Origin of the sequence: Paenibacillus sp. NPDC056579 (genome assembly GCF_042793215.1) — a bacterium.
GTDB lineage: Bacteria > Bacillota > Bacilli > Paenibacillales > NBRC-103111 > Paenibacillus_S.
The window spans coordinates 311,562-329,466 of sequence record NZ_JBHTVD010000003.1; the positions used below are offsets into that span (position 1 = coordinate 311,562).

18 protein-coding genes are annotated in these 17,905 nt (G+C 51.5%); 5 read left to right on the plus strand and 13 right to left on the minus strand.

The window, feature by feature from the left end:
• The first annotated feature begins 27 nt into the window (after positions 1 to 27).
• Positions 28 to 252, plus strand: a complete 225-nt coding sequence (locus ACFQ88_RS13985) for a spore germination protein (RefSeq protein ID WP_239626824.1) — start codon at positions 28 to 30, stop codon at positions 250 to 252.
• A gap of 150 nt (positions 253 to 402) precedes the next feature.
• Positions 403 to 2,145 (plus strand): PdaC/SigV domain-containing protein, encoded by a 1,743-nt coding sequence (locus ACFQ88_RS13990; protein ID WP_379454515.1) that lies wholly within the window; start codon positions 403 to 405, stop codon positions 2,143 to 2,145.
• 123 nt (positions 2,146 to 2,268) lie between these two features.
• On the opposite strand, the gene ACFQ88_RS13995 is transcribed toward ACFQ88_RS13990, so the two are convergent.
• The 6 genes from ACFQ88_RS13995 to ACFQ88_RS14020 form a co-directional block, all read right to left on the minus strand.
• On the minus strand, positions 2,269 to 2,928 hold the full coding sequence (locus ACFQ88_RS13995; protein WP_239626829.1) for a DnaD domain-containing protein: 660 nt from the start codon (positions 2,926 to 2,928) through the stop codon (positions 2,269 to 2,271).
• A gap of 64 nt (positions 2,929 to 2,992) precedes the next feature.
• Complete coding sequence (asnS, locus tag ACFQ88_RS14000; protein WP_379454905.1) at positions 2,993 to 4,273, minus strand: asparagine--tRNA ligase; 1,281 nt, start codon at positions 4,271 to 4,273, stop codon at positions 2,993 to 2,995.
• A gap of 60 nt (positions 4,274 to 4,333) precedes the next feature.
• Positions 4,334 to 5,548, minus strand: a complete 1,215-nt coding sequence (locus ACFQ88_RS14005; protein WP_379454516.1) for an acetate/propionate family kinase — start codon at positions 5,546 to 5,548, stop codon at positions 4,334 to 4,336.
• On the minus strand, positions 5,545 to 6,417 hold the full coding sequence (locus tag ACFQ88_RS14010; protein ID WP_239626835.1) for a 3-hydroxyacyl-CoA dehydrogenase family protein: 873 nt from the start codon (positions 6,415 to 6,417) through the stop codon (positions 5,545 to 5,547). The genes ACFQ88_RS14005 and ACFQ88_RS14010 overlap by 4 nt, the downstream gene beginning before the upstream one ends.
• A gap of 252 nt (positions 6,418 to 6,669) precedes the next feature.
• Positions 6,670 to 7,689, minus strand: a complete 1,020-nt coding sequence (locus ACFQ88_RS14015) for a Gfo/Idh/MocA family protein (protein ID WP_379454517.1) — start codon at positions 7,687 to 7,689, stop codon at positions 6,670 to 6,672.
• 37 nt (positions 7,690 to 7,726) lie between these two features.
• Positions 7,727 to 8,497 (minus strand): sugar phosphate isomerase/epimerase family protein, encoded by a 771-nt coding sequence (locus ACFQ88_RS14020; protein ID WP_379454518.1) that lies wholly within the window; start codon positions 8,495 to 8,497, stop codon positions 7,727 to 7,729.
• Between the two features lie 126 nt (positions 8,498 to 8,623).
• Here ACFQ88_RS14020 and ACFQ88_RS14025 point away from each other — a divergent pair, with 126 nt between their 5' ends.
• Positions 8,624 to 9,466: a helix-turn-helix domain-containing protein gene (locus ACFQ88_RS14025; RefSeq protein WP_379454519.1), complete on the plus strand. Its 843-nt coding sequence runs from the start codon at positions 8,624 to 8,626 to the stop codon at positions 9,464 to 9,466.
• Positions 9,467 to 9,713: 247 nt separating this feature from the next.
• Here the strand turns inward: ACFQ88_RS14025 and ACFQ88_RS14030 are convergent, their stop codons facing one another.
• From ACFQ88_RS14030 to leuC, 3 genes are all read right to left on the minus strand, one after another.
• Entirely contained in the window at positions 9,714 to 11,087 is a 1,374-nt protein-coding gene (locus ACFQ88_RS14030; protein WP_379454520.1) for a UDPGP type 1 family protein, read from the minus strand.
• Positions 11,088 to 11,238: 151 nt separating this feature from the next.
• A complete protein-coding gene (gene leuD / locus ACFQ88_RS14035; RefSeq protein ID WP_239626850.1) occupies positions 11,239 to 11,844 on the minus strand; it encodes a 3-isopropylmalate dehydratase small subunit in 606 nt (201 codons plus the stop codon).
• A 32-nt stretch (positions 11,845 to 11,876) separates the two neighbouring features.
• Entirely contained in the window at positions 11,877 to 13,295 is a 1,419-nt protein-coding gene (gene leuC / locus ACFQ88_RS14040) for a 3-isopropylmalate dehydratase large subunit (RefSeq protein WP_379454521.1), read from the minus strand.
• 202 nt (positions 13,296 to 13,497) lie between these two features.
• Between leuC and ACFQ88_RS14045 the strand changes: the two genes are divergently transcribed.
• Positions 13,498 to 14,400 (plus strand): LysR family transcriptional regulator, encoded by a 903-nt coding sequence (locus tag ACFQ88_RS14045; RefSeq protein ID WP_239626853.1) that lies wholly within the window; start codon positions 13,498 to 13,500, stop codon positions 14,398 to 14,400.
• Positions 14,401 to 14,424: 24 nt separating this feature from the next.
• Here ACFQ88_RS14045 and ACFQ88_RS14050 read toward each other — a convergent pair whose 3' ends face one another.
• The 4 genes from ACFQ88_RS14050 to ACFQ88_RS14065 all read right to left on the minus strand — a co-directional run bounded on the left by ACFQ88_RS14050 (position 14,425) and on the right by ACFQ88_RS14065 (position 16,378).
• Positions 14,425 to 14,586, minus strand: coding sequence for a GrpB family protein (locus tag ACFQ88_RS14050; protein ID WP_379454522.1), 162 nt, complete (start codon positions 14,584 to 14,586; stop codon positions 14,425 to 14,427).
• The gene (locus tag ACFQ88_RS14055) at positions 14,583 to 14,948 is read right to left on the minus strand and encodes a GrpB family protein (RefSeq protein WP_379454523.1); all 366 of its coding nucleotides are present in this window, start codon (positions 14,946 to 14,948) and stop codon (positions 14,583 to 14,585) included. The genes ACFQ88_RS14050 and ACFQ88_RS14055 overlap by 4 nt, the downstream gene beginning before the upstream one ends.
• Positions 14,949 to 14,964: 16 nt before the next feature.
• On the minus strand, positions 14,965 to 15,456 hold the full coding sequence (locus ACFQ88_RS14060) for a GNAT family N-acetyltransferase (protein ID WP_379454524.1): 492 nt from the start codon (positions 15,454 to 15,456) through the stop codon (positions 14,965 to 14,967).
• 124 nt (positions 15,457 to 15,580) lie between these two features.
• A complete protein-coding gene (locus tag ACFQ88_RS14065; protein WP_379454525.1) occupies positions 15,581 to 16,378 on the minus strand; it encodes a carbon-nitrogen family hydrolase in 798 nt (265 codons plus the stop codon).
• A gap of 207 nt (positions 16,379 to 16,585) precedes the next feature.
• On the opposite strand from ACFQ88_RS14065, the gene ACFQ88_RS14070 reads away from it, so the two are divergent.
• Positions 16,586 to 17,788, plus strand: coding sequence for a pyridoxal phosphate-dependent aminotransferase (locus ACFQ88_RS14070; RefSeq protein WP_379454526.1), 1,203 nt, complete (start codon positions 16,586 to 16,588; stop codon positions 17,786 to 17,788).
• Positions 17,789 to 17,905: the final 117 nt, after the last annotated feature.

A 17,905-nucleotide genomic window follows, 5' to 3' on the forward strand; every position in this document is an offset into this window, starting at 1 on the left:
TTCCGGTTGAGAGGAGTTGAGTCGACCGTGCCTTCCATTGTCGGTAATGTCAAAATCAATAACGTTAGCCAAAGCTCCAATGTTCAAATTGGTGACGCCGCTGTTATTGCGCTGTCGAGCACTTCGAAAAACTACGGGGGTGCAGCCGCTTTTTCACCTGGTGACGCCTTCGGCTCTGTGTCGAACAACCAGAATAGCAGTACGAACACCAATGATCCCGACCTGAATGACAATAACACCACGATTATATAGCAGTGGCGGACGGTCTCATGAAGTACGGTTTGTCGCTCTCTGCCCGAAGCTTCCGGAATTGTAACTTCTCCGTAACCAAATGTTGGTCGTCATTAGCTATAATGAATATAGTCACCAACACCACTACAATCACCCGGGAGGTACATAACGATGAAAACTCCGTTTAAACTCATGAAGCTCAGCGTAGCCGGTTGCTGCCTGATCGCCGCGTATACCCCAAGTGCATTCGCCGCCGATGTACAGGCCGTTCCCATATCCGCCGCCGGCATAAACGCAGTACCAATCTCTGCACCAGTAAACCCGTCATCTGTCGTCATTACCGCCAAGACGGTGAAGGAACAGTCCGAGGCACTGAACGTCGAGCTCAGCATTCCCGTTGTTCAAGGCTTGAAGGATAAGCAGTATGAAGCGGAACTGAACGATATGATTTACCAGAATGCTACGAAAGGCTTGGAACTGGCCAAAAAGCAGGCTCAGGAGGATGCGGACTACGCTAAGCAAGCGGGATATGTTTTTAGGCCCCATGAGCTGATGTCGAAGTATGAGATGAAAACAAACGGCACTCAGATCCTATCGCTGAAGCTGCTCACATATGCTTACACGGGCGGAGCGCACGGCATGACGGTAATTGAAACTTATAACGTATCCGACCGGGATCAAGCGGCGCGTATCGAGTTAAAGGATTTGTTCGGAGATCAGTACAAGGACATCATCAATAAACAGATTCAGGATGAAATTGCGAAAAAGCCGGAAAATTATTTTGCCGACGGATTCAAAGGTATTTCCGACACGCAAGCCTTTTATATCGAGAACGGCCAAGCAGTGATCGTGTTTAGCGAGTACGAGATTGCCCCTTATGCTGCGGGGTCGCCTGAGTTCCGGATTCCGATTCCTGCAACGTCCGGACAAGCTGAACAAGCTCTCCAAATCAGCTCCAAGCCGATTAAGGAGCAAACGGACGAGCTGACCGTCAATATCAGCATTCCGGTCGTTCAAGGCATGAAGGATACGAAATATCAAGCGGAACTGAACGATAGCATCTATCAGCAAGCGAGGAAAGATTTGGATGCTATGAAGCTGCAAGCGAAGCAAGGCGCAGAAGCAGCGAAGCAAAGCGGCTATGAATTTCGCCCTTATGATTTGACAGTAGCTTACGAGGTCAAAGCGGACGGAGGCACCGACGACAAGGACCATCTGTCGATCAAAACGGCCACATACACCTACACGGGCGGAGCGCACGGCATGACGCGGATTGACACTTATAACGTATCCGACCAAGCTCAAGCGGCGCGTATCGAGTTAAAGGATATGTTCGGAAGCCAATATAAGGACATCATAAATAAATTTATTAAAGAAGAAATCGCGAAAAAGCCGGAAAATTATTTTGCCGACGGATTTAAAGGTATTTCCGACACCCAAACCTTTTATATCGAAAAAGGCAATGCCGTGATCGTATTCGGTCAATACGAGATCGCCCCTTACTCGTCCGGCACACCGGAATTCCGTATTCCGATTCCGCAGCAGCCTGACTCCGGCAACTCCGGTTCCGCACCGGTCAAGCTGGTTGTTGGCGGCAAAGAGCTGTCTCTGGTCACGAATAGCAGCGGAATGGCATTTGCTCCGTTAAGAGCAGCTGCCGAAAGTCTGGGCTATGAGATCAAATGGAATGCAGACAAGAAGCAGGCAGAGGTTATCAAAGGCGCGCAATGGACCGCGGTAACGGTCGGTCAAGACAGCTACGCGTACAACAAGATTGCTCCGATCCAGCTAGGCGCCGCCCCATATATTAATGAAGAAGGAAGCCTGTTCGTTCCTGTGGACTTTTTCGCCAAAATCCTGAAGAGCGATGTCATATCCGAGTCCGGTATGATCGTTATAAACAACAAGTCCTAAACTGCAAAAAAAAGAACCTTTACGGAAATCATTTCCGTAAAGGTTCTTTCTCGTTCGTATCGTACCAAGCACGAAGTGTCGCCCCAGTCTGTCTGTACCGAGCTTCCTTCCGACGAGGAGCCCTCATCGGATAGATCGAAACTTCTGCGAATGCTCCTTCGCCTGCTCCACGGTCGTAATCCGGTTGCGGCTCCATTCAAGCAAGATCCGGTCAATGTAGCGAAAATGCACCTTCCCTGCGAATACCGCTTCCTTCAGTCCGGCCAAAATCAATTCCTCCGGGTAGCTGTCTTTATCCAGCCATCCCGTTATCGATTCCAGCTCCATCGGAGTCAGCGGCCGTCCGAATTCCTTCTCGAATATGGAAAAAATATCCTTCCTTACTGGTTCAGGCTGTTTCTTGCGCTGCTTTGCTTCCTCAAGCCAGCAGGCTGCCAGACGCTCGTACAAAGGGTTCAAATTGTACTTCTCATATTGAATGCCGCTGTGCGGATCAATGCTGTCATCGATGGATAGCAGCCCTTCCTTCAGCAGCTTTTGCAATGCGGCTATCACTTTTTCCGCCGGAACGCTCATTCTTTCCTGGAGCTCCTCCAGCGTCGGAAAATCAATTCGTTCCTTCTCCATAAAGGCCATGACGTGAATCATCAGCATGACCTCGACTTCCGTCAGCTTCCACTGATGGTAATGCTTAAGCAGCAAGTAAGGCACCGAAATGCTTCCTTCCCTCCAGCCGGCAGTAAACGCCGCCATCAGCTCCGCCTCGTGATTGCTAACCTTCATCCGATCACCTCTCCATGCATAGCCCAATAACCGTTGGATGTACGATCATGCTGCGTTTTCTAATTTACGGGTATAAGCGGTACAACAGTCTTGGAAAAGGTATCGTCTCCCTGACGTGATCCAGCCCGCAAATCCAAGCGACCGTACGCTCCAATCCCAAGCCGAACCCGGAATGCGGCACGCTTCCGTATTTGCGTAAATCGAGATACCATTGGTACGCTTCCTTGGACAGCTCATGCTCCGTGAAGCGCTGCTCCATCAGCTCGGGATCGTCGATCCGCTGGCTTCCCCCGATGATTTCCCCGTACCCTTCCGGCGCGATCATGTCGGCGCACAGGACGACTTCAGGCCGGCTCGGATCCGGCTTCATATAGAAAGCCTTAATTTCCGTCGGGTAGTGTGTAATGAACACCGGCGTCTCGTATTTCTCGGCAATAGCCGTTTCGTGCGGCGCTCCGAAGTCCTCGCCCCAGTCGAATTCATGCCCGTTGGCCTTCAGGAACGCGACCGCTTCGTCGTATGTAATCCGCGGGAACGGCGCCTGGATCTTCTCGAGCTTGGACGTATCCCGCTCCAGCACCTCAAGCTCATTACTGCAGTGCTGCAGCACTGACTGCACGATATGAGACACGAACTGCTCCTGAATTTTCAGGTTCTCCTCGTGGGTGACGAATGCCATTTCCGGCTCGATCATCCAAAATTCGATCAAGTGACGGCGCGTCTTCGACTTCTCCGCGCGGAAGGTAGGTCCGAACGAGTAAACCCGGCCGAGCGCCATCGCTGCCGCTTCCATATATAATTGACCGCTTTGCGTCAAAAAGGCGTCTTCATCGAAATACTTCGTATGAAACAAGTTCGTCGTCCCTTCACAAGAGGACGGCGTCAATATCGGCGGATCGACGAGATGAAAGCCTCTCTCATCAAAAAACTGCTGAATAGCGCGGATAATTTGCGCACGCACGACAAGAATGGCGCGCTGGCGGGGCGAACGGATCCACAGATGACGGTGATCCATCAAATAGTCGACCCCGTGCTCCTTCGGAGTAATCGGATAATCCGAAGATACTTGAATGATCTCAATGCCGGTAACGGTCAGCTCGTATCCGCTCTTACTGCGGGTATCCTCCCGGACTGTGCCCGTCACATACAGCGAGCTCTCCTGCGTCAGCTTGCCAGCCGCTTCCCATACGTCCTCCGGCACCTCGCTTTTGACAACGACCGCTTGTATAAAACCGGAGCCGTCGCGCAGCTGCAAAAATTGAATTTTACCGCTCGATCTTTTGTTATGCAGCCAGCAGCCAATCGTAACCGTATTGTCTTTGTACTGACTGACATCGCGGATCATGGATAAGTTTCGGCTCAAACAGACCATCCTTCCTGCTATTGGGATCTCTTTATCTTTATATTATACTACATTTAATCGATTCAATATCAATTGATGCGTATCTCTCGCAATAACCAGCTCTTCGTTCGTCGGTATGACCAGCACCTGCACCCGGGACCGTTCAGTCGAGATACGGCGGTCTTCCGGGCTTCTTGCTGCATTGGCCTGCTCATCGAGCTCAACGCCTAGGAAGGTCAAATTCGTGCATACCGCCTTACGGAGCGCCGGAGAATTTTCCCCGACCCCAGCTGTAAACACGATAGCATCGAGTCCGTTCATGGCAGCTGCATAGGCGCCGATATATTTGCGCAGCCGGTATTCGTACATTTCGAAGGCTAATGCGGCGTTTTTATCCCCAGCTTCCATCGATTCGAGAATTTCCCGCATGTCGCTGCTGATGCCCGAAATCGCCATCAATCCGCTATGCTTATTGAGCATCGAGTTAACCTCGCCGAGCGTCAAATCCTCTTTGCCCATCGCATAAGGCACGATAGCCGGATCGATATCGCCGCTGCGTGTTCCCATCATCAGCCCTTCCAAAGGCGTCATTCCCATGCTCGTATCGTACGATTTGCCGTTCATAACCGCCGTGCAGCTTGCCCCGTTGCCAATATGGCACGAAATCAGCTTGAGTTCCTGTAAAGGTCTCTGCAGCAGCATAGCGGCTCTCTCGCTCACGTAAGCGTGAGAAGTGCCGTGGAACCCGTACCGGCGTATTTTATGCTTCTTGTACAGAACCATAGGTATCGGATACAAATACGATTGCGGCGGCATCGTCTGATGGAAAGCCGTATCGAACACGACAACCTGCGGAACCTCCGGCATGTTGGCTTCGACCGCATGAATCCCAAGCATGTGCGCCGGATTGTGAAGCGGTGCCAGATCGAACAATCGTTTGATCTCGCGTTTCACGTCTTCATCGACCAGGACGGAGCCGGAGAACGACTCGCCGCCATGGACAACCCGATGCCCGACAGCATCAATCTCCTGAATCGATCCGAGCACACCGTATTGCTTGTGAACCAGCATATCCAGCACCTTCCGAATGGCGGACGTATGCTCCAATATTTCCGACACCTCGCGGATCTCCGGCTTTCCATCAGGCTCGAAGCTCGCAATGGCGGAATCCATGCCGATTCGCTCTACTTTTCCCTTGGCAAGCACCGCTTCGTTCTCCATCGAATACAGCTGGAACTTCAATGAAGAGCTTCCCGCATTAATGACTAAAATTTTCATAACCGGTCACCGTCCTTGTCATAACGAAAGAAGCCTTGTCCCGTTTTCGTGCCAAGCTGGCCTGCGCGTACCATTTGCTTCAGCAGCACCGCCGGACGGTATTTGACATCGCCGAATTCCCGGAACATTCTCTCCATGGCGGCGAGCACCGAATCGAGCCCGAACCGGTCGCACATCTCCAGCGGACCATAATGGAAATCGTACCCGATCCGCATTGCCGTATCGATGTCTTCCGCACTCGCCACCCTTTCTGACAGCGTATGCAAAGCTTCGTTAATTAGCACACAAATTAACCGTGTCGTAACATAACCAGGCGATTCATATACTTGAATGCCCCGTTTCTGGATCGTTTCCTCCACAAACTGCTTGGTGAATGCAAACGTTTCTTCAGAAGTTTTCAACCCTCTAATAATTTCCACCAAATGGATTTTTGATACGGGATATATGAAATGAATGCCGATAGTGCGCTCCGGCTTCTCCGTTACCGCGGCAATTTCCGTCAAGCTTAACGTCGACGTATTGCTTGCCAGTATAGTCGTAGGCGGGCAGATCGAATCCAGCTGCCGGAACAGCTTCATCTTCTGCTTCAGGTCCTCGGTGATCGACTCGATGACCAGCTGGCACTCCGCGCAGCGCTGTAAAGCGGTTTCTTTATGTATCTTCGATAAAATGAGCTTTTTCTCAGCGGCCGTAATCGCCCACTTCTCCATCTGCTTGTCCAGGCTCATCTCGATTTGTTCCCAAGCTCGCTCCACCTGCTCCTTCGAACGATCGATCAGTATGACGTCGAGCCCTTGAGCCGCTAGCATTTCCGCAATTCCTTGACCCATAGTTCCTGCACCGATGACTCCGACTTTGCTGCACTGCATGCCGTCTCCCCCTTAACCGCTTCCTGCTGCAAATTATCTATTTATTAACCAACGGTAAAAACGCTTGCAAACAACCGTTTAGTTTCATTATACATCAAGCCGAAGCGGAAATCCTATGACATTGTTGTGAACCCATTAACATCCATGATCGCCGGTTATGGAGTACACGAATCCTCATTGTTCCGGCAAAAAAAACGAGTCCTGCAGCCGCAATTGCAGCTGAAGACTCGCCTTTGTACAACTATGACTATATTAAAGAGAAATGACCTTTTTCGTATCTTGCGATTCGAAGGCAGCAAGAATGACTTTCAACGACTTCAAGCCTTCCTCACCGGAAATGCTAGGCGGCGTATTGGTAACGAGGCAGTTGACGAATTCGTCGATGACGCCGCTTGTCGTTTGCTTCTCGTTGGTCGCCATAGCTCCCACCTTGTATTTCTCTACCGAACCGTTGCGCAGCTCCACAATGACTTGATCGTCCGGGTGCGTGCCGATTTTCATTACGCCGTTCTCGCACCAAAGCACTGTGCTGTTGTCTCCGCCTTTGTAGTACGTCCAGCTTGCTACGAGCGTTCCGATCACGCCGCTTTGCATGCGCACTACGCAAGTCGCGTTGTCGTCAACATCGGTGCCTTCCTTATGTATCGTTCCGACGAATGCTGCAATGTCCACCACTTCGTCATCGAGCAGCCAACGGATAAGGTCGGACTTGTGAACTCCAAGGTCGCCCATTGCGCCCATGATCGCTTCTTCCTTACGGAAAAACCAGCTGTCTCTTCCGTCTACGCTCCAGCCTTCCGGTCCGGGATGTCCGAACGAAGTGCGGAACGTAATCACCTTGCCGAGTCGGCCCGTTTGCAGGATTTCTTTTGCTTTCGCATGAGGCGGCATCAAACGTTGATTGTGACCTACCATCAAGTAGACATTGTTATTGCGTGCCGCTTCGATCATAGCCAAACCTTCGGCTTCCGTAGTAGCCATAGGCTTTTCAACCAGGACGTGCGCGCCTGCATTGGCTGCCGCAATCGAAACCGTGGCATGTAAAGCGTTCGGAGTACATACGCTCACGGCATCCGGCTTTTCCGCTTTCAGCATTTCATTGTAATCGGTGTAGGCTTTGGCGCCGTATTGGGATGCGTAATGCTCCGCGCGGTCTTTTATAATATCGACGAATGCAACCAGCTCTACATTCGGATTTGCTGCATATTCAGGAATATGTCTGTGCTTGGAAATGGCTCCGCAGCCAATGACGGCGACTCTAATTTTGCTCATTATCGTTTCGGCTCCTTTGTAGTTAGGTTAAGTGCTATTAAAATTTGGACAGATAGTTGTCCTGAAGCCATTTCAGGCTTGTGGCAACGCTTTCCAGAGGAGGATTTTGACAGCGGTCCTGCTCCACGATCAGCCATTCTACGTCAGCATCGGATGCTGCCTGAATAACGACCGGCAAATCGATCTCGCCTTGTCCCAGCTCAACCGTATTGATCTGATTGTTGATCATGCCTTTGAAATCCTTAAGATGAAGCAACGGCAGTCGGCCCGCATAATCAGCAATATATTTCAGCGTATCGAGACCTGCATATTGGACCCAGCCTGCGTCCATTTCCACCAAAATATGCTCTGGTGCCGATGCGTACAGCGCGTCGAAAACATATTGGTCGCCAATCTTCGTCTCAAACTCGAAAGCATGGTTATGATAAGCGAATTTCAAGCCTTTTTCATTGGCTCTGCGTGCCGCTTCCCCTAAGAACACGAATAAGCTTTTCCAAGCCTCCGCATCCTGGCGGTCTTCCGCCGCTACATAAGGGCAGATCAGGTATTTGGCACCAATCGCTAGCAAATAGTCGATCTCTTTGTCCAAATCGTTACGCATATTTTGCAAGCTCACATGAGCTCCGATCGGCTTCAGGTTCAGCTCATCCAGCAGCTGCTTCAGCTCGTCGGCAGGCAGGCCACCGTAACCGGCAAATTCAACGCCCTCATAGCCAAGCTCGGCCACACGGCGCAGCGTACCGCGGAAATCTTTCGCCAAGTCGTCACGAACCGTATAAAGCTGCACACCAATGCCCATTCTTCTCAACCTGTTCACTCTCCCAATAAAGTAATCTATTTGATACCATTTTAATCGCAAATCCCCTATAATGACTATGAACGATGTGGTTACAACATGAACTATTTTGCTAATAATCGATAAGGAGTTACGTGGATGCTCTCTCAAATTCTATCATGCGGCTATTCCTATCATTCGCAGCGTTTCCAGACCGGGCACAACGATGTCATGCGCGCCTACCTGTTCCGTCTGCAGACGGAAGGCTATTGTCAGGCTATGGTGAACGGAGCGATGACACGGATCGAAACCGGAGATTTGCTGTTGTATCAGCCGGGAGACATCTATGACCTGCGGGTCGACGAGCATACGAACAAGCTTGGGCAGACGCTTATTTCCAGCGGGGACTATTACATCATTTGCAAGGGCGAGTGGCTCGAAGCGTGGTGGAGAAAAAGCAAAAAGCCGCAAAAGGTCCGCATCGCCGCCTATGAAAAGCTTCTCATCTTATGGAGGCAAATCATTCTGGAGAAGCGGCGCATCGAAGACGAAAACAAGGAGCTGTCGGATTACTTGCTGCGTGCCCTATGCCTTCATATTGACAGGGCCGTTACGGAGACACGAACGCTCCATGGGAGCTCTTTTCTCGCCTCCCGGATGAAGAGCTTCATAGAAGAGCACGCCATCCTTCCCTTCAAGATCGAGGATGTTGCCGCCCATGTCGGCTTAAGCGTATCGAGGGCGGTCCATCTATTCAAGGAATGCTTCGGCAAAACGATGATTCAATATGCTCTCGAAATTCGTTTGTCCACCTCCATCGAACGAATGAATTACAGCAGCATGACGCTCGAGCAGATCGCCGAAACGTCCGGCTTCGGCAGTTATACGTATTTTCACCGCGTGTTCCGCGAAAAGTACGGGATCTCCCCGAAGGAATTCCGGCTGCAGCAGGCAAGAGGCGTTGGCGGCACAGATGCAGATCGAAGCGGACACAACGAGTAAACAACAATTTTTGCCGCAGCAGCCTGTCTGTTGCGCCAGAAGCCTACCCCCTCGGGATGTCCGTCACTCTGTATTTTAGTATGAGCATCGTAAAATGGAACGCAAAAGCGAATCGAAGCGGCAAAAGGAAGCAATGAGAGAGCGAAAATTTGCTTTAAAGGTGCAATAAGCGAAATATAAGCATCGCGGCCAATGACGCGCTTCAGGATTATGGAGCTGTCCCATTATGGAAATGGGACAGCTCTTTTTACTGCTGCAGCAGCTTCCGGACAACGTCATCCGTCAAGCCCTCGCCGGAATAAGAATCCAGCGGGGATATTTCGATGGGGCGGTCCCCGATCAGCTCGGCAGGTACACCTGCAGCTAGCAGCCATTTCCTGTGCAAGTCAAATACGAGCCTGCGCGCGGTTTCAGGGCTGTCCTCTCCTTCTTTGTTTTTGACGGGCGCAAACTCCTCCTCCCGCTTCACTTTCAATACGGTAATGTTGTCGGCCAATGAGAAGAAATCGAATATAAACCGTTCGAATTTGAATGCATTTGGCTGCTCCGGGACCACGAGACGGCCGGTCGGATCAATGAAGCTGATCCTTTTATGTGCCATTGCATAAGGCAGCTCCGCCTCCGCAAACTTTTCAATAAAGTCAAGCCGGAACGCTTGCATCGACAGGTTGCCCAAGCCGTAAAGGAGTTTGCCTTGCCGGTCCGTTGCATGCTTCATAGCTTCCGGTATGACGGTATATTCAACGACCGCCGGACGTCCGGACTTCATGCACAGCACGCCCACCTGCTCCTCGGGACCGGATTTCTCCGCCGCTTTGGCAGCTGCAGGATGAGAATGGGATGCCGCCATTCCGAGGAACAACGGATCGGCTACCTTCACCAACGCATTATCGACATTGTAATAATAGAGCCATGTCAATCCGCGCCGCTTCATATCGACCAAGGCGCCCGAACGCCTTAAAGCTGCAAAGCAGTCTCCATTGCCGCTAGGCGCCAAGCTGATCTGATCCTTTGCAGCCAGCAAGATCTTCCCCTCAGCATCCAGAGCAGGCATAACGCCCTGCGTGAAAAAAAAGCAATCGGCCGAACGCAGCCCGAAATAATTTGCTTGCTCGAAAAAACGCACCGTCTCGTCATGATTGGCGGGACTGGTCATAATGTACCACGGGATAGCCTGTCCTGCCCGCTCCGTAAGGTTAATCAGCCGCTCCGCCTGCAGCTGGAAGAACGATTTGCATGAAGGCAAACCGATGTCATACGTCCCCTTCGGCCCATCGTAGCCTAACCGGCTGCCTTGTCCCCCGGCTACTACTATGGCTCCTGCTTTGCCCTCCCGCAGCAAGCGCCACCCAGCCTCCGTATAGCTCTGCTTCTCCCTATCGCTGAGCTCGTCCCATGCGTAAGCCGGGATCGGGGATATGCCCGCCGCTGCAAAAGCATCCTCTTCCTTTTTAACGGAAGCTTGCTCCCAAATCGAGCGGATCCGCTCCAAATCCAGCTGCAGCACCTGATCCAGCAGCTGTCGTCGCGAATCGCCGGATAGCTCATCGTAAAAGCGCAGCAGATGCTCCTGACCGTATGCGGCCAGCCTTGCTTCCGCTTCCTCGCGTCTTTGTTCCAACCTGTTCTCCCCCTCGATCGGATCTTCCAGCTTTTGGGTTCATTGTATCATATTTCTTCGCGCTTACGTTACCTTGCTGCGCATGAACCCCACTTAAACAAAAAAAGACCGCCCGGGTCGGATAACCCGGAACAGTCTCTTAATAAACAGCTTATTTATATGCAAGACGAGCTTTGTGTGCTTCTTCGTAAGCAGCGATTTTATCTGCGTGCTGAAGCGTCAAGCCGATATCGTCCAAGCCTTGCAGCAGGAATTGACGGCGGTGCTCATCCAGATCGAAGTCGATGCTCAAACCTTGATCGTCAGTGATCTTTTTGTTCTCAAGATCAACCGTCAATTGGTAGCCTTCCGTCTTAGCCGTACGCTGGAACAGCTCTTCCACTTGCTCTTCGCTCAATTTGATAGGCAAAATGCCGTTTTTGAAGCAGTTGTTGTAGAAAATGTCCGCATAAGACGGAGCGATAACGACTTTGAAGCCGTAATCCTGAATAGCCCAAGGCGCGTGTTCACGGGAAGATCCGCAGCCGAAGTTCGCACGGGAGATCAGAACGGACGAACCTTGGTAGCGAGGCTGATTCAAGGAAAACTCCTTGATCACTTCGCCGGACTTGTCAAAGCGCCATTCGAAGAACAAAAATTGGCCGAAGCCGGAGCGCTCGATCCGTTTCAAAAATTGTTTAGGGATGATGGCATCTGTATCTACGTTAACGCGGTCGACCGGGCCTACAAGACCGGTATGCTTAGTAAAAGCTTCCATGTAGTCATTCTCCTCACTTAAGGTTTATTGAATTAAGCTTCTTGCTTCACTTTGAAGTTCCAATCGCGAACATCGTAGAAATGTCCTTTGATCGCTGCTGCCGCTGCCATTGCAGGAGACACCAGATGCGTACGTCCGTCACGTCCTTGACGTCCTTCAAAGTTACGGTTGGAGGTCGATGCACAGCGTTGACCCGGTTTCAATACGTCCGGATTCATCGCCAAGCACATGCTGCAGCCCGCATCGCGCCATTCGAAGCCCGCTTCAGTGAAGATTTTATCCAGGCCTTCTTTTTCCGCCTGAATTTTTACACGGCCGGAGCCAGGTACGACAATCGCAGTCACGTTCGAAGATACTTTGTGTCCTTGCGCTACTTTGGCAGCTGCGCGAAGGTCTTCGATACGTCCGTTCGTACAGGAACCGATAAATACATAGTCAACTGCAAGATCGGTCATCGGAGTGCCCGGAGTAATGCCCATATACTCGATCGCTTTTTCAGCGGCTTTACGCTCGTTCTCGGTAGCAAAGCTTTTTGGATCCGGTACAAGAGCCGTGATGTCCGTACCCATACCAGGGCTTGTTCCCCAGGTTACTTGCGGGATCAGGCTGTCGGCATCGAATTCTACAACCGCATCGTATTGTGCGCCTGCGTCCGTAGTAAGCTGCTTCCATTGCTCTACCGCTTGGTCGAATGCAGCGCCTTGAGGCACATATTCACGTCCACGCAAATAGTTGAATGTCGTTTCGTCCGGAGCGATCAGACCTGCTCTTGCGCCCGCTTCGATGGACATGTTACATACCGTCATACGCTCTTCCATCGACAGGTTGCGGATAGATTCACCGGTATATTCCAATACGTAGCCAGTAGCAAAGTCCGTGCCGTATTTAGCGATAACGCCCAAGATCAAGTCCTTCGCCGTAACGCCAGGGTTCAGCTTGCCGTTAATGCGCACTTCCATTGTTTTTGGCTTCGCTTGCTGCAAGCATTGAGTCGCCAACACGTGCTCAACCTCACTCGTACCGATACCGAAAGCAAGAGCTCCGAATGCACCGTGAGTGGAAGTGTGGCTGTCGCCGCAAACGATCGTTTTACCTGGGTGCGTCAAGCCGAGCTCAGGGCCCATAACGTGCACGACGCCTTGGTCGATGCTGTCCAGGTCGAACAAAGTAACGCCGAAATCCTTACAGTTTTGCGACAAGGTGTCGATTTGCTGCTTGGAGATAGGGTCTGTAATGTTGAAACGGTCTTTAGTAGGAACGTTATGATCCATAGTTGCATAAGTCAGATCCGGGCGGCGCACTTTGCGGCCGGACAGCCGAAGTCCTTCGAACGCTTGCGGAGACGTTACCTCGTGAACCAGCTGCAGGTCGATATAAATGATGCTAGGTTTGCCTGCTTCCTGATGAATAACGTGATTGTCCCAAATTTTCTCAAACATAGTTTTTGCCATCAGTTTCACCTCATTGTCATGAATGCGAATCAATTCATCTCATGCTACATAGTCTAGCATTTCTTTATTCATTGATCCAAGATATAATATCTATAAGCTTGATAGGAAATCATTATAATGAAACGTTTGCTTCATAAATGCGGATAGAACAGTTACAAATGAAGCATACCACGACATCGCTAATAAAAGGAGCCTCAAAAAAATGGAACTGAGACAGCTGCAATACGCGCTGCAGATCGCCATAGACAAAAATTTTTCCCGCGCCGCGGAGAAGCTTCACATCGCTCAGCCGTCGCTCAGCCAGCAGCTGTCCAAGCTGGAAAAAGAAATCGGCCTGCTGCTGTTTCAGCGGACAACGAACTCGGTAGAGGTTACGTATGCCGGATCGCTGTTCGTCGAGAAAGCCCAGGCCATTCTGGACATGGTCGAGCAGCTGAAGCGCGAAATGGAAGATATATCGCAAATGCGCAAGGGCAAGCTCGTCGTCGGCAGCCTGCCGATAACAGGAGCCCACGTGCTGCCTCTGGTGCTGCCGGTATTTCAAGAGCGATACCCGGAGATCGAAATTATGCTCATGGAGGAGACCACCGCCAATCTGGAGCATCTCACCGCCAGCGGCCAAATCGACATCAGCCTGCTGTCGCTTCCGCTTATGGACGACTCGCTCACTTATGAGCCGCTGATCGAGGAGGAGATCGTCCTCGCGCTGCCGCCTCAGCATCGTCTTGCCAAAACAGCGGAAGCAGAGAAGCGTCCGATCCGGATCGAGGAGCTTCGCGAAGAGCCTTTCATCGCCCTGAAAAAGGGTCAAGGTTTTCGTCAAATTACGCTGCAGCTGTGCGAGCATGCCGGCTTTTCGCCCCGCATCGTATTTGAGAGCAGCAATATCGAAACCGTACAATCCCTGGTCGCGGCGGGAATGGGCATCGCTTTCGTGCCGCACATGATTTCCCGGGGTGCTTGGAGCCAGCATGCCCCGGCCTATCTCTCCCTCGCTGATCGCCCGACTCGCATGCTGGTCATTGCTTACCGGAAGGGACGCTACATGTCCAAGGCGGTTGAAGCTTTCATATCGACTTTCAAGGAAGTCGTCGAGCAGCAGTAAACGTCATCGTACCGTTATGGTGCGTCAACGGTCGCTTCGAGCCGCCCATTCGGCGGCTTTTTGCGCCAATTGTTGGACAAAGAACTGTTTGCCTTCCTGATAACGATGTACATGATCTGGATACTGCTCCGCTACCCTCAGCTTCAGCTCGCCGTAACGGCGTGCCTCATCGGGATGCGCGGTCAAGTAAGCTTTGAAATCCAAATGCGCGCGGATGTTAGCGTCGCCAGCCTCAAATATATGATATGATGCGTTCGCCGTTCGCCGCCTTTGGTGAAATACCTTCTGCCGGCTATGCCATTCTCCCCTCTCTGTTGAAAGCCTGCCTCTATCATGCGTTCATTGAAAGCATCTACGGCTTGAATGCTCCGGACGGCAACGACGATATCAATTATCGGTTTGGCATACCCGATAGCGGGGACGGATGTGCTGCCGATATGGTGGATTTCAATGCAATCTTTCCCCAGAAGCTGCTTTAATTCCTCTTGCGCGGCCGCATACAAACTACCCCATTCCGGTGTCCACGCCGCAATTTCTGCCCTTCTCATCCCGCGTCCCCTCCCGCTATGTTTGAAACTCAAAGCACTTCATATCAAGATATGTCGTATTCCTCACTTCACCGATTGCGCTCTCTTGTATCACACGGGTCCAGAACGTTCTTGCAATCGTGTTTTTCTCCAAGTAACAGACGCTCCATTGCCCGGGAAATTGTGAGAACACCTGCTTCGCCGTTTTCCGGCCAATGCTGGACTTTCGGTAATGCCTTAAGATGAAGAATTCAGCGATGGATCTGCATACTGTGCCGTCGGCCAGCTGTGGCAGCTCACGCAGCAGCACAAATCCGGCCAGCCTGCCGTCGACTTTTACAAAATAAGCGTGCCTCCCTTCCTCCGTCCAATAATGATCGATATACCGATAGCCGAATAAACCGTAATCGTTAAGCTCAAATTCATCTTCATATTCGCTCATATCGTATTGATAGAGCTCCATTAGATTTTGTAAAATCGACTTATTTTCATAGGCGACTGTTTCCAGAGCCATACCCCTATTTGCCATTTTGTTTCCTCCTCAAACTTGTGCATCGTGCATCCATTTAACTGTAAACGATTCAAGCGCACCTCGGTCGGGAAACTTTCTATATAAAAGAAAAAAGCAGCCGTTAAGCTGCCCCTCTACATTATTAATATAAAGCCGGTCTCCGGTCCTCGAATACCGGAATTTTGCTGCGAACCTGCCCGACAAGCTCCAGGTCGATCTCCGCACGCAGGATGGCTTCGGACTCGTCGCCCTCCACCAAGATTTCGCCCCAAGGGTCGATCACCATCGAGTGGCCGAAAAATTCCGTCGTCCCGCTCACGCCCATCCGGTTGCAGGAAACGACGAACATCTGATTTTCTATCGCTCTCGCAGTTAACAGAGTACGCCAATGGTGAAGTCTAGGATTCGGCCATTCTGCTGGAACGAACATAATCTGTGCTCCGCCAAGAGCCAGCTTGCGGCTCAGCTCAGGGAACCGGATGTCGTAGCAAATCATCATGCCGGCAGGAACGCCGTCCAGCTCCAGCTGACCGATATGGCCGCCTTCCTTCAAATATTTCTCTTCATCCATAAGGCGGAACAGATGGATTTTGGAATAATCCGCTACCTGCTTTCCTTCGCGGTCGAACGCATAGATCGTATTGTAGATGTCATCGCCTTTTTTCTCAGCGATTGAACCTCCAATAATATTTACACCGTGTGTCCGGCTGAATGCGGATAGCAAAGCCTTCGTCCGTTCCCCGTTCACGTCGGCAAGCTCATGAATCCGATCCAACGCGTAGCCGGTATTCCACATTTCGGGAAATACGATAACGTCCGGCTTCGGACCGCCTTCGACCGCTTTTTGCAGCATAGCCTCCAGCTTGGAGAAATTCCGTTCCGGCTCGCCGATGGCGATATCCATTTGCAGCAGCGCTATATTCCAACGTTTTTGCGTCATGTGTATAATCACCTTTCATCTCTACATTATCTCCCTAATCATAGTCGATGCCGTCACGAAGTTCAATGACTGTCGAATTTATATTATTCCAATGCGCTAAGTGGGATAAATGACTTCGAGTTCTATACAGTCGCATCGATTCATGATACATTATTGCTAGCCCGTTAGAACGGCAAGCTTATACAAATCAATGGAGAGTGACCATAAATGAGTACTGCTTCAACCCGCATTTCCGCATTCCCTATTCAACCCGCCGAACGTATGCAGGAGCTGCCTACGCAATTTTTTGCGAAGCTGGTCGGCAAAGCCAATGCGCAAATCGCCGCGGGACACGACGTCATTAATTTGGGACAAGGAAATCCCGATCAACCGACGCCTGCCCATATAGTTAAGAAGCTTCAGGAAGCTGCGGAAAACCCGCTGTATCACCGTTATCCGCCATTCAACGGATTTTTGTTTCTGAAGCAGGCTGTTGCCGCTCGCTATAAGGAAGATTACGGTGTCGAGCTGGACCCCGAGACGGAGGTCGCGATCTTGTTCGGAGGCAAAACCGGACTGGTCGAAATCAGCCAATGCTTGCTGAATCCCGGTGACGTATGCCTCGTCCCTGACCCTGGTTATCCCGACTATTGGTCCGGAGTCGCTTTGGCAGGTGCCCGCATGTCATTTATGCCGCTCCGGGAATCGAATGCCTTCCTGCCGGATTACAGCGCGATTCCGGAAGCGGATCTGAACCAGGCGAAGCTCATGTTCATCAATTACCCGAACAATCCTACGGGTGCAGCTGCTCCCGCTTCCTTTTATGAAGAGACGATCCGTTTTGCGGCAAAGCACGGCATTGTCGTTGCCAGTGATTTCGCCTACGGCGCTCTCGGCTTCGACGGTCAGAAGCCGGTCAGCTTCCTCCAGCTTCCCGGTGCCAAAGAAGTCGGCGTCGAGTTTTATACGCTGTCCAAAACGTACAACATGGCCGGCTGGCGCGTCGGCTTTGCTCTGGGCAACAAAGAGATCGTGCGCATGATCAACCTGATTCAGGATCATTACTACTGCAGTCTGTTCGGCGGCATCCAAGAAGCCGCTGCAGCGGCGCTGACAGGCCCGCAGGATTGCGTCCGCGACCTGCTCGCGATGTATCAAGGCCGCAGAGACGCCCTTTATGCTTCACTCGATCGCATCGGCTGGAAAGCGAACCGCTCGCAAGGCTCCTTCTTCACCTGGCTGCCGGTTCCAAAAGGCCACACTTCGGCGTCGCTTGCCGACTTGCTGCTGGAAGAAGCCAAGATCGTCGTTGCCCCTGGCATCGGCTTCGGCGAAAACGGCGAAGGCTATGTTAGGCTCGGTCTGCTGACGCCGGAAGCCCGCTTGCAGGAAGCCGTGGAGCGGGTAGCCAAGCTGCACCTATTCGGGTAATGCCGATTAGGCCAAGCTACCTTTACAAAACCGCCGGATGCGTGCTATGCTTATAAGAAATCGAAACGTGATGATGGGAACAGTAGGAAGTCCATGCACGCCCAGAGAGTAAATTCC

Coding starts and splice junctions, on each gene's coding strand:
- ACFQ88_RS13990 (WP_379454515.1), top strand. CDS start 403: ATGAAAACTCCGTTTAAACTCATGAAGCTCAGCGTAGCCGGTTGCTGC.
- ACFQ88_RS13995 (WP_239626829.1), bottom strand. CDS start 2,928: ATGAAGGTTAGCAATCACGAGGCGGAGCTGATGGCGGCGTTTACTGCC.
- asnS (WP_379454905.1), bottom strand. CDS start 4,273: ATGATCCGCGATGTCAGTCAGTACAAAGACAATACGGTTACGATTGGC.
- ACFQ88_RS14005 (WP_379454516.1), bottom strand. CDS start 5,548: ATGAAAATTTTAGTCATTAATGCGGGAAGCTCTTCATTGAAGTTCCAG.
- ACFQ88_RS14010 (WP_239626835.1), bottom strand. CDS start 6,417: ATGCAGTGCAGCAAAGTCGGAGTCATCGGTGCAGGAACTATGGGTCAA.
- ACFQ88_RS14015 (WP_379454517.1), bottom strand. CDS start 7,689: ATGAGCAAAATTAGAGTCGCCGTCATTGGCTGCGGAGCCATTTCCAAG.
- ACFQ88_RS14025 (WP_379454519.1), top strand. CDS start 8,624: ATGCTCTCTCAAATTCTATCATGCGGCTATTCCTATCATTCGCAGCGT.
- leuD (WP_239626850.1), bottom strand. CDS start 11,844: ATGGAAGCTTTTACTAAGCATACCGGTCTTGTAGGCCCGGTCGACCGC.
- leuC (WP_379454521.1), bottom strand. CDS start 13,295: ATGGCAAAAACTATGTTTGAGAAAATTTGGGACAATCACGTTATTCAT.
- ACFQ88_RS14045 (WP_239626853.1), top strand. CDS start 13,498: ATGGAACTGAGACAGCTGCAATACGCGCTGCAGATCGCCATAGACAAA.
- ACFQ88_RS14055 (WP_379454523.1), bottom strand. CDS start 14,948: ATGAGAAGGGCAGAAATTGCGGCGTGGACACCGGAATGGGGTAGTTTG.
- ACFQ88_RS14060 (WP_379454524.1), bottom strand. CDS start 15,456: ATGGCAAATAGGGGTATGGCTCTGGAAACAGTCGCCTATGAAAATAAG.
- ACFQ88_RS14065 (WP_379454525.1), bottom strand. CDS start 16,378: ATGACGCAAAAACGTTGGAATATAGCGCTGCTGCAAATGGATATCGCC.
- ACFQ88_RS14070 (WP_379454526.1), top strand. CDS start 16,586: ATGAGTACTGCTTCAACCCGCATTTCCGCATTCCCTATTCAACCCGCC.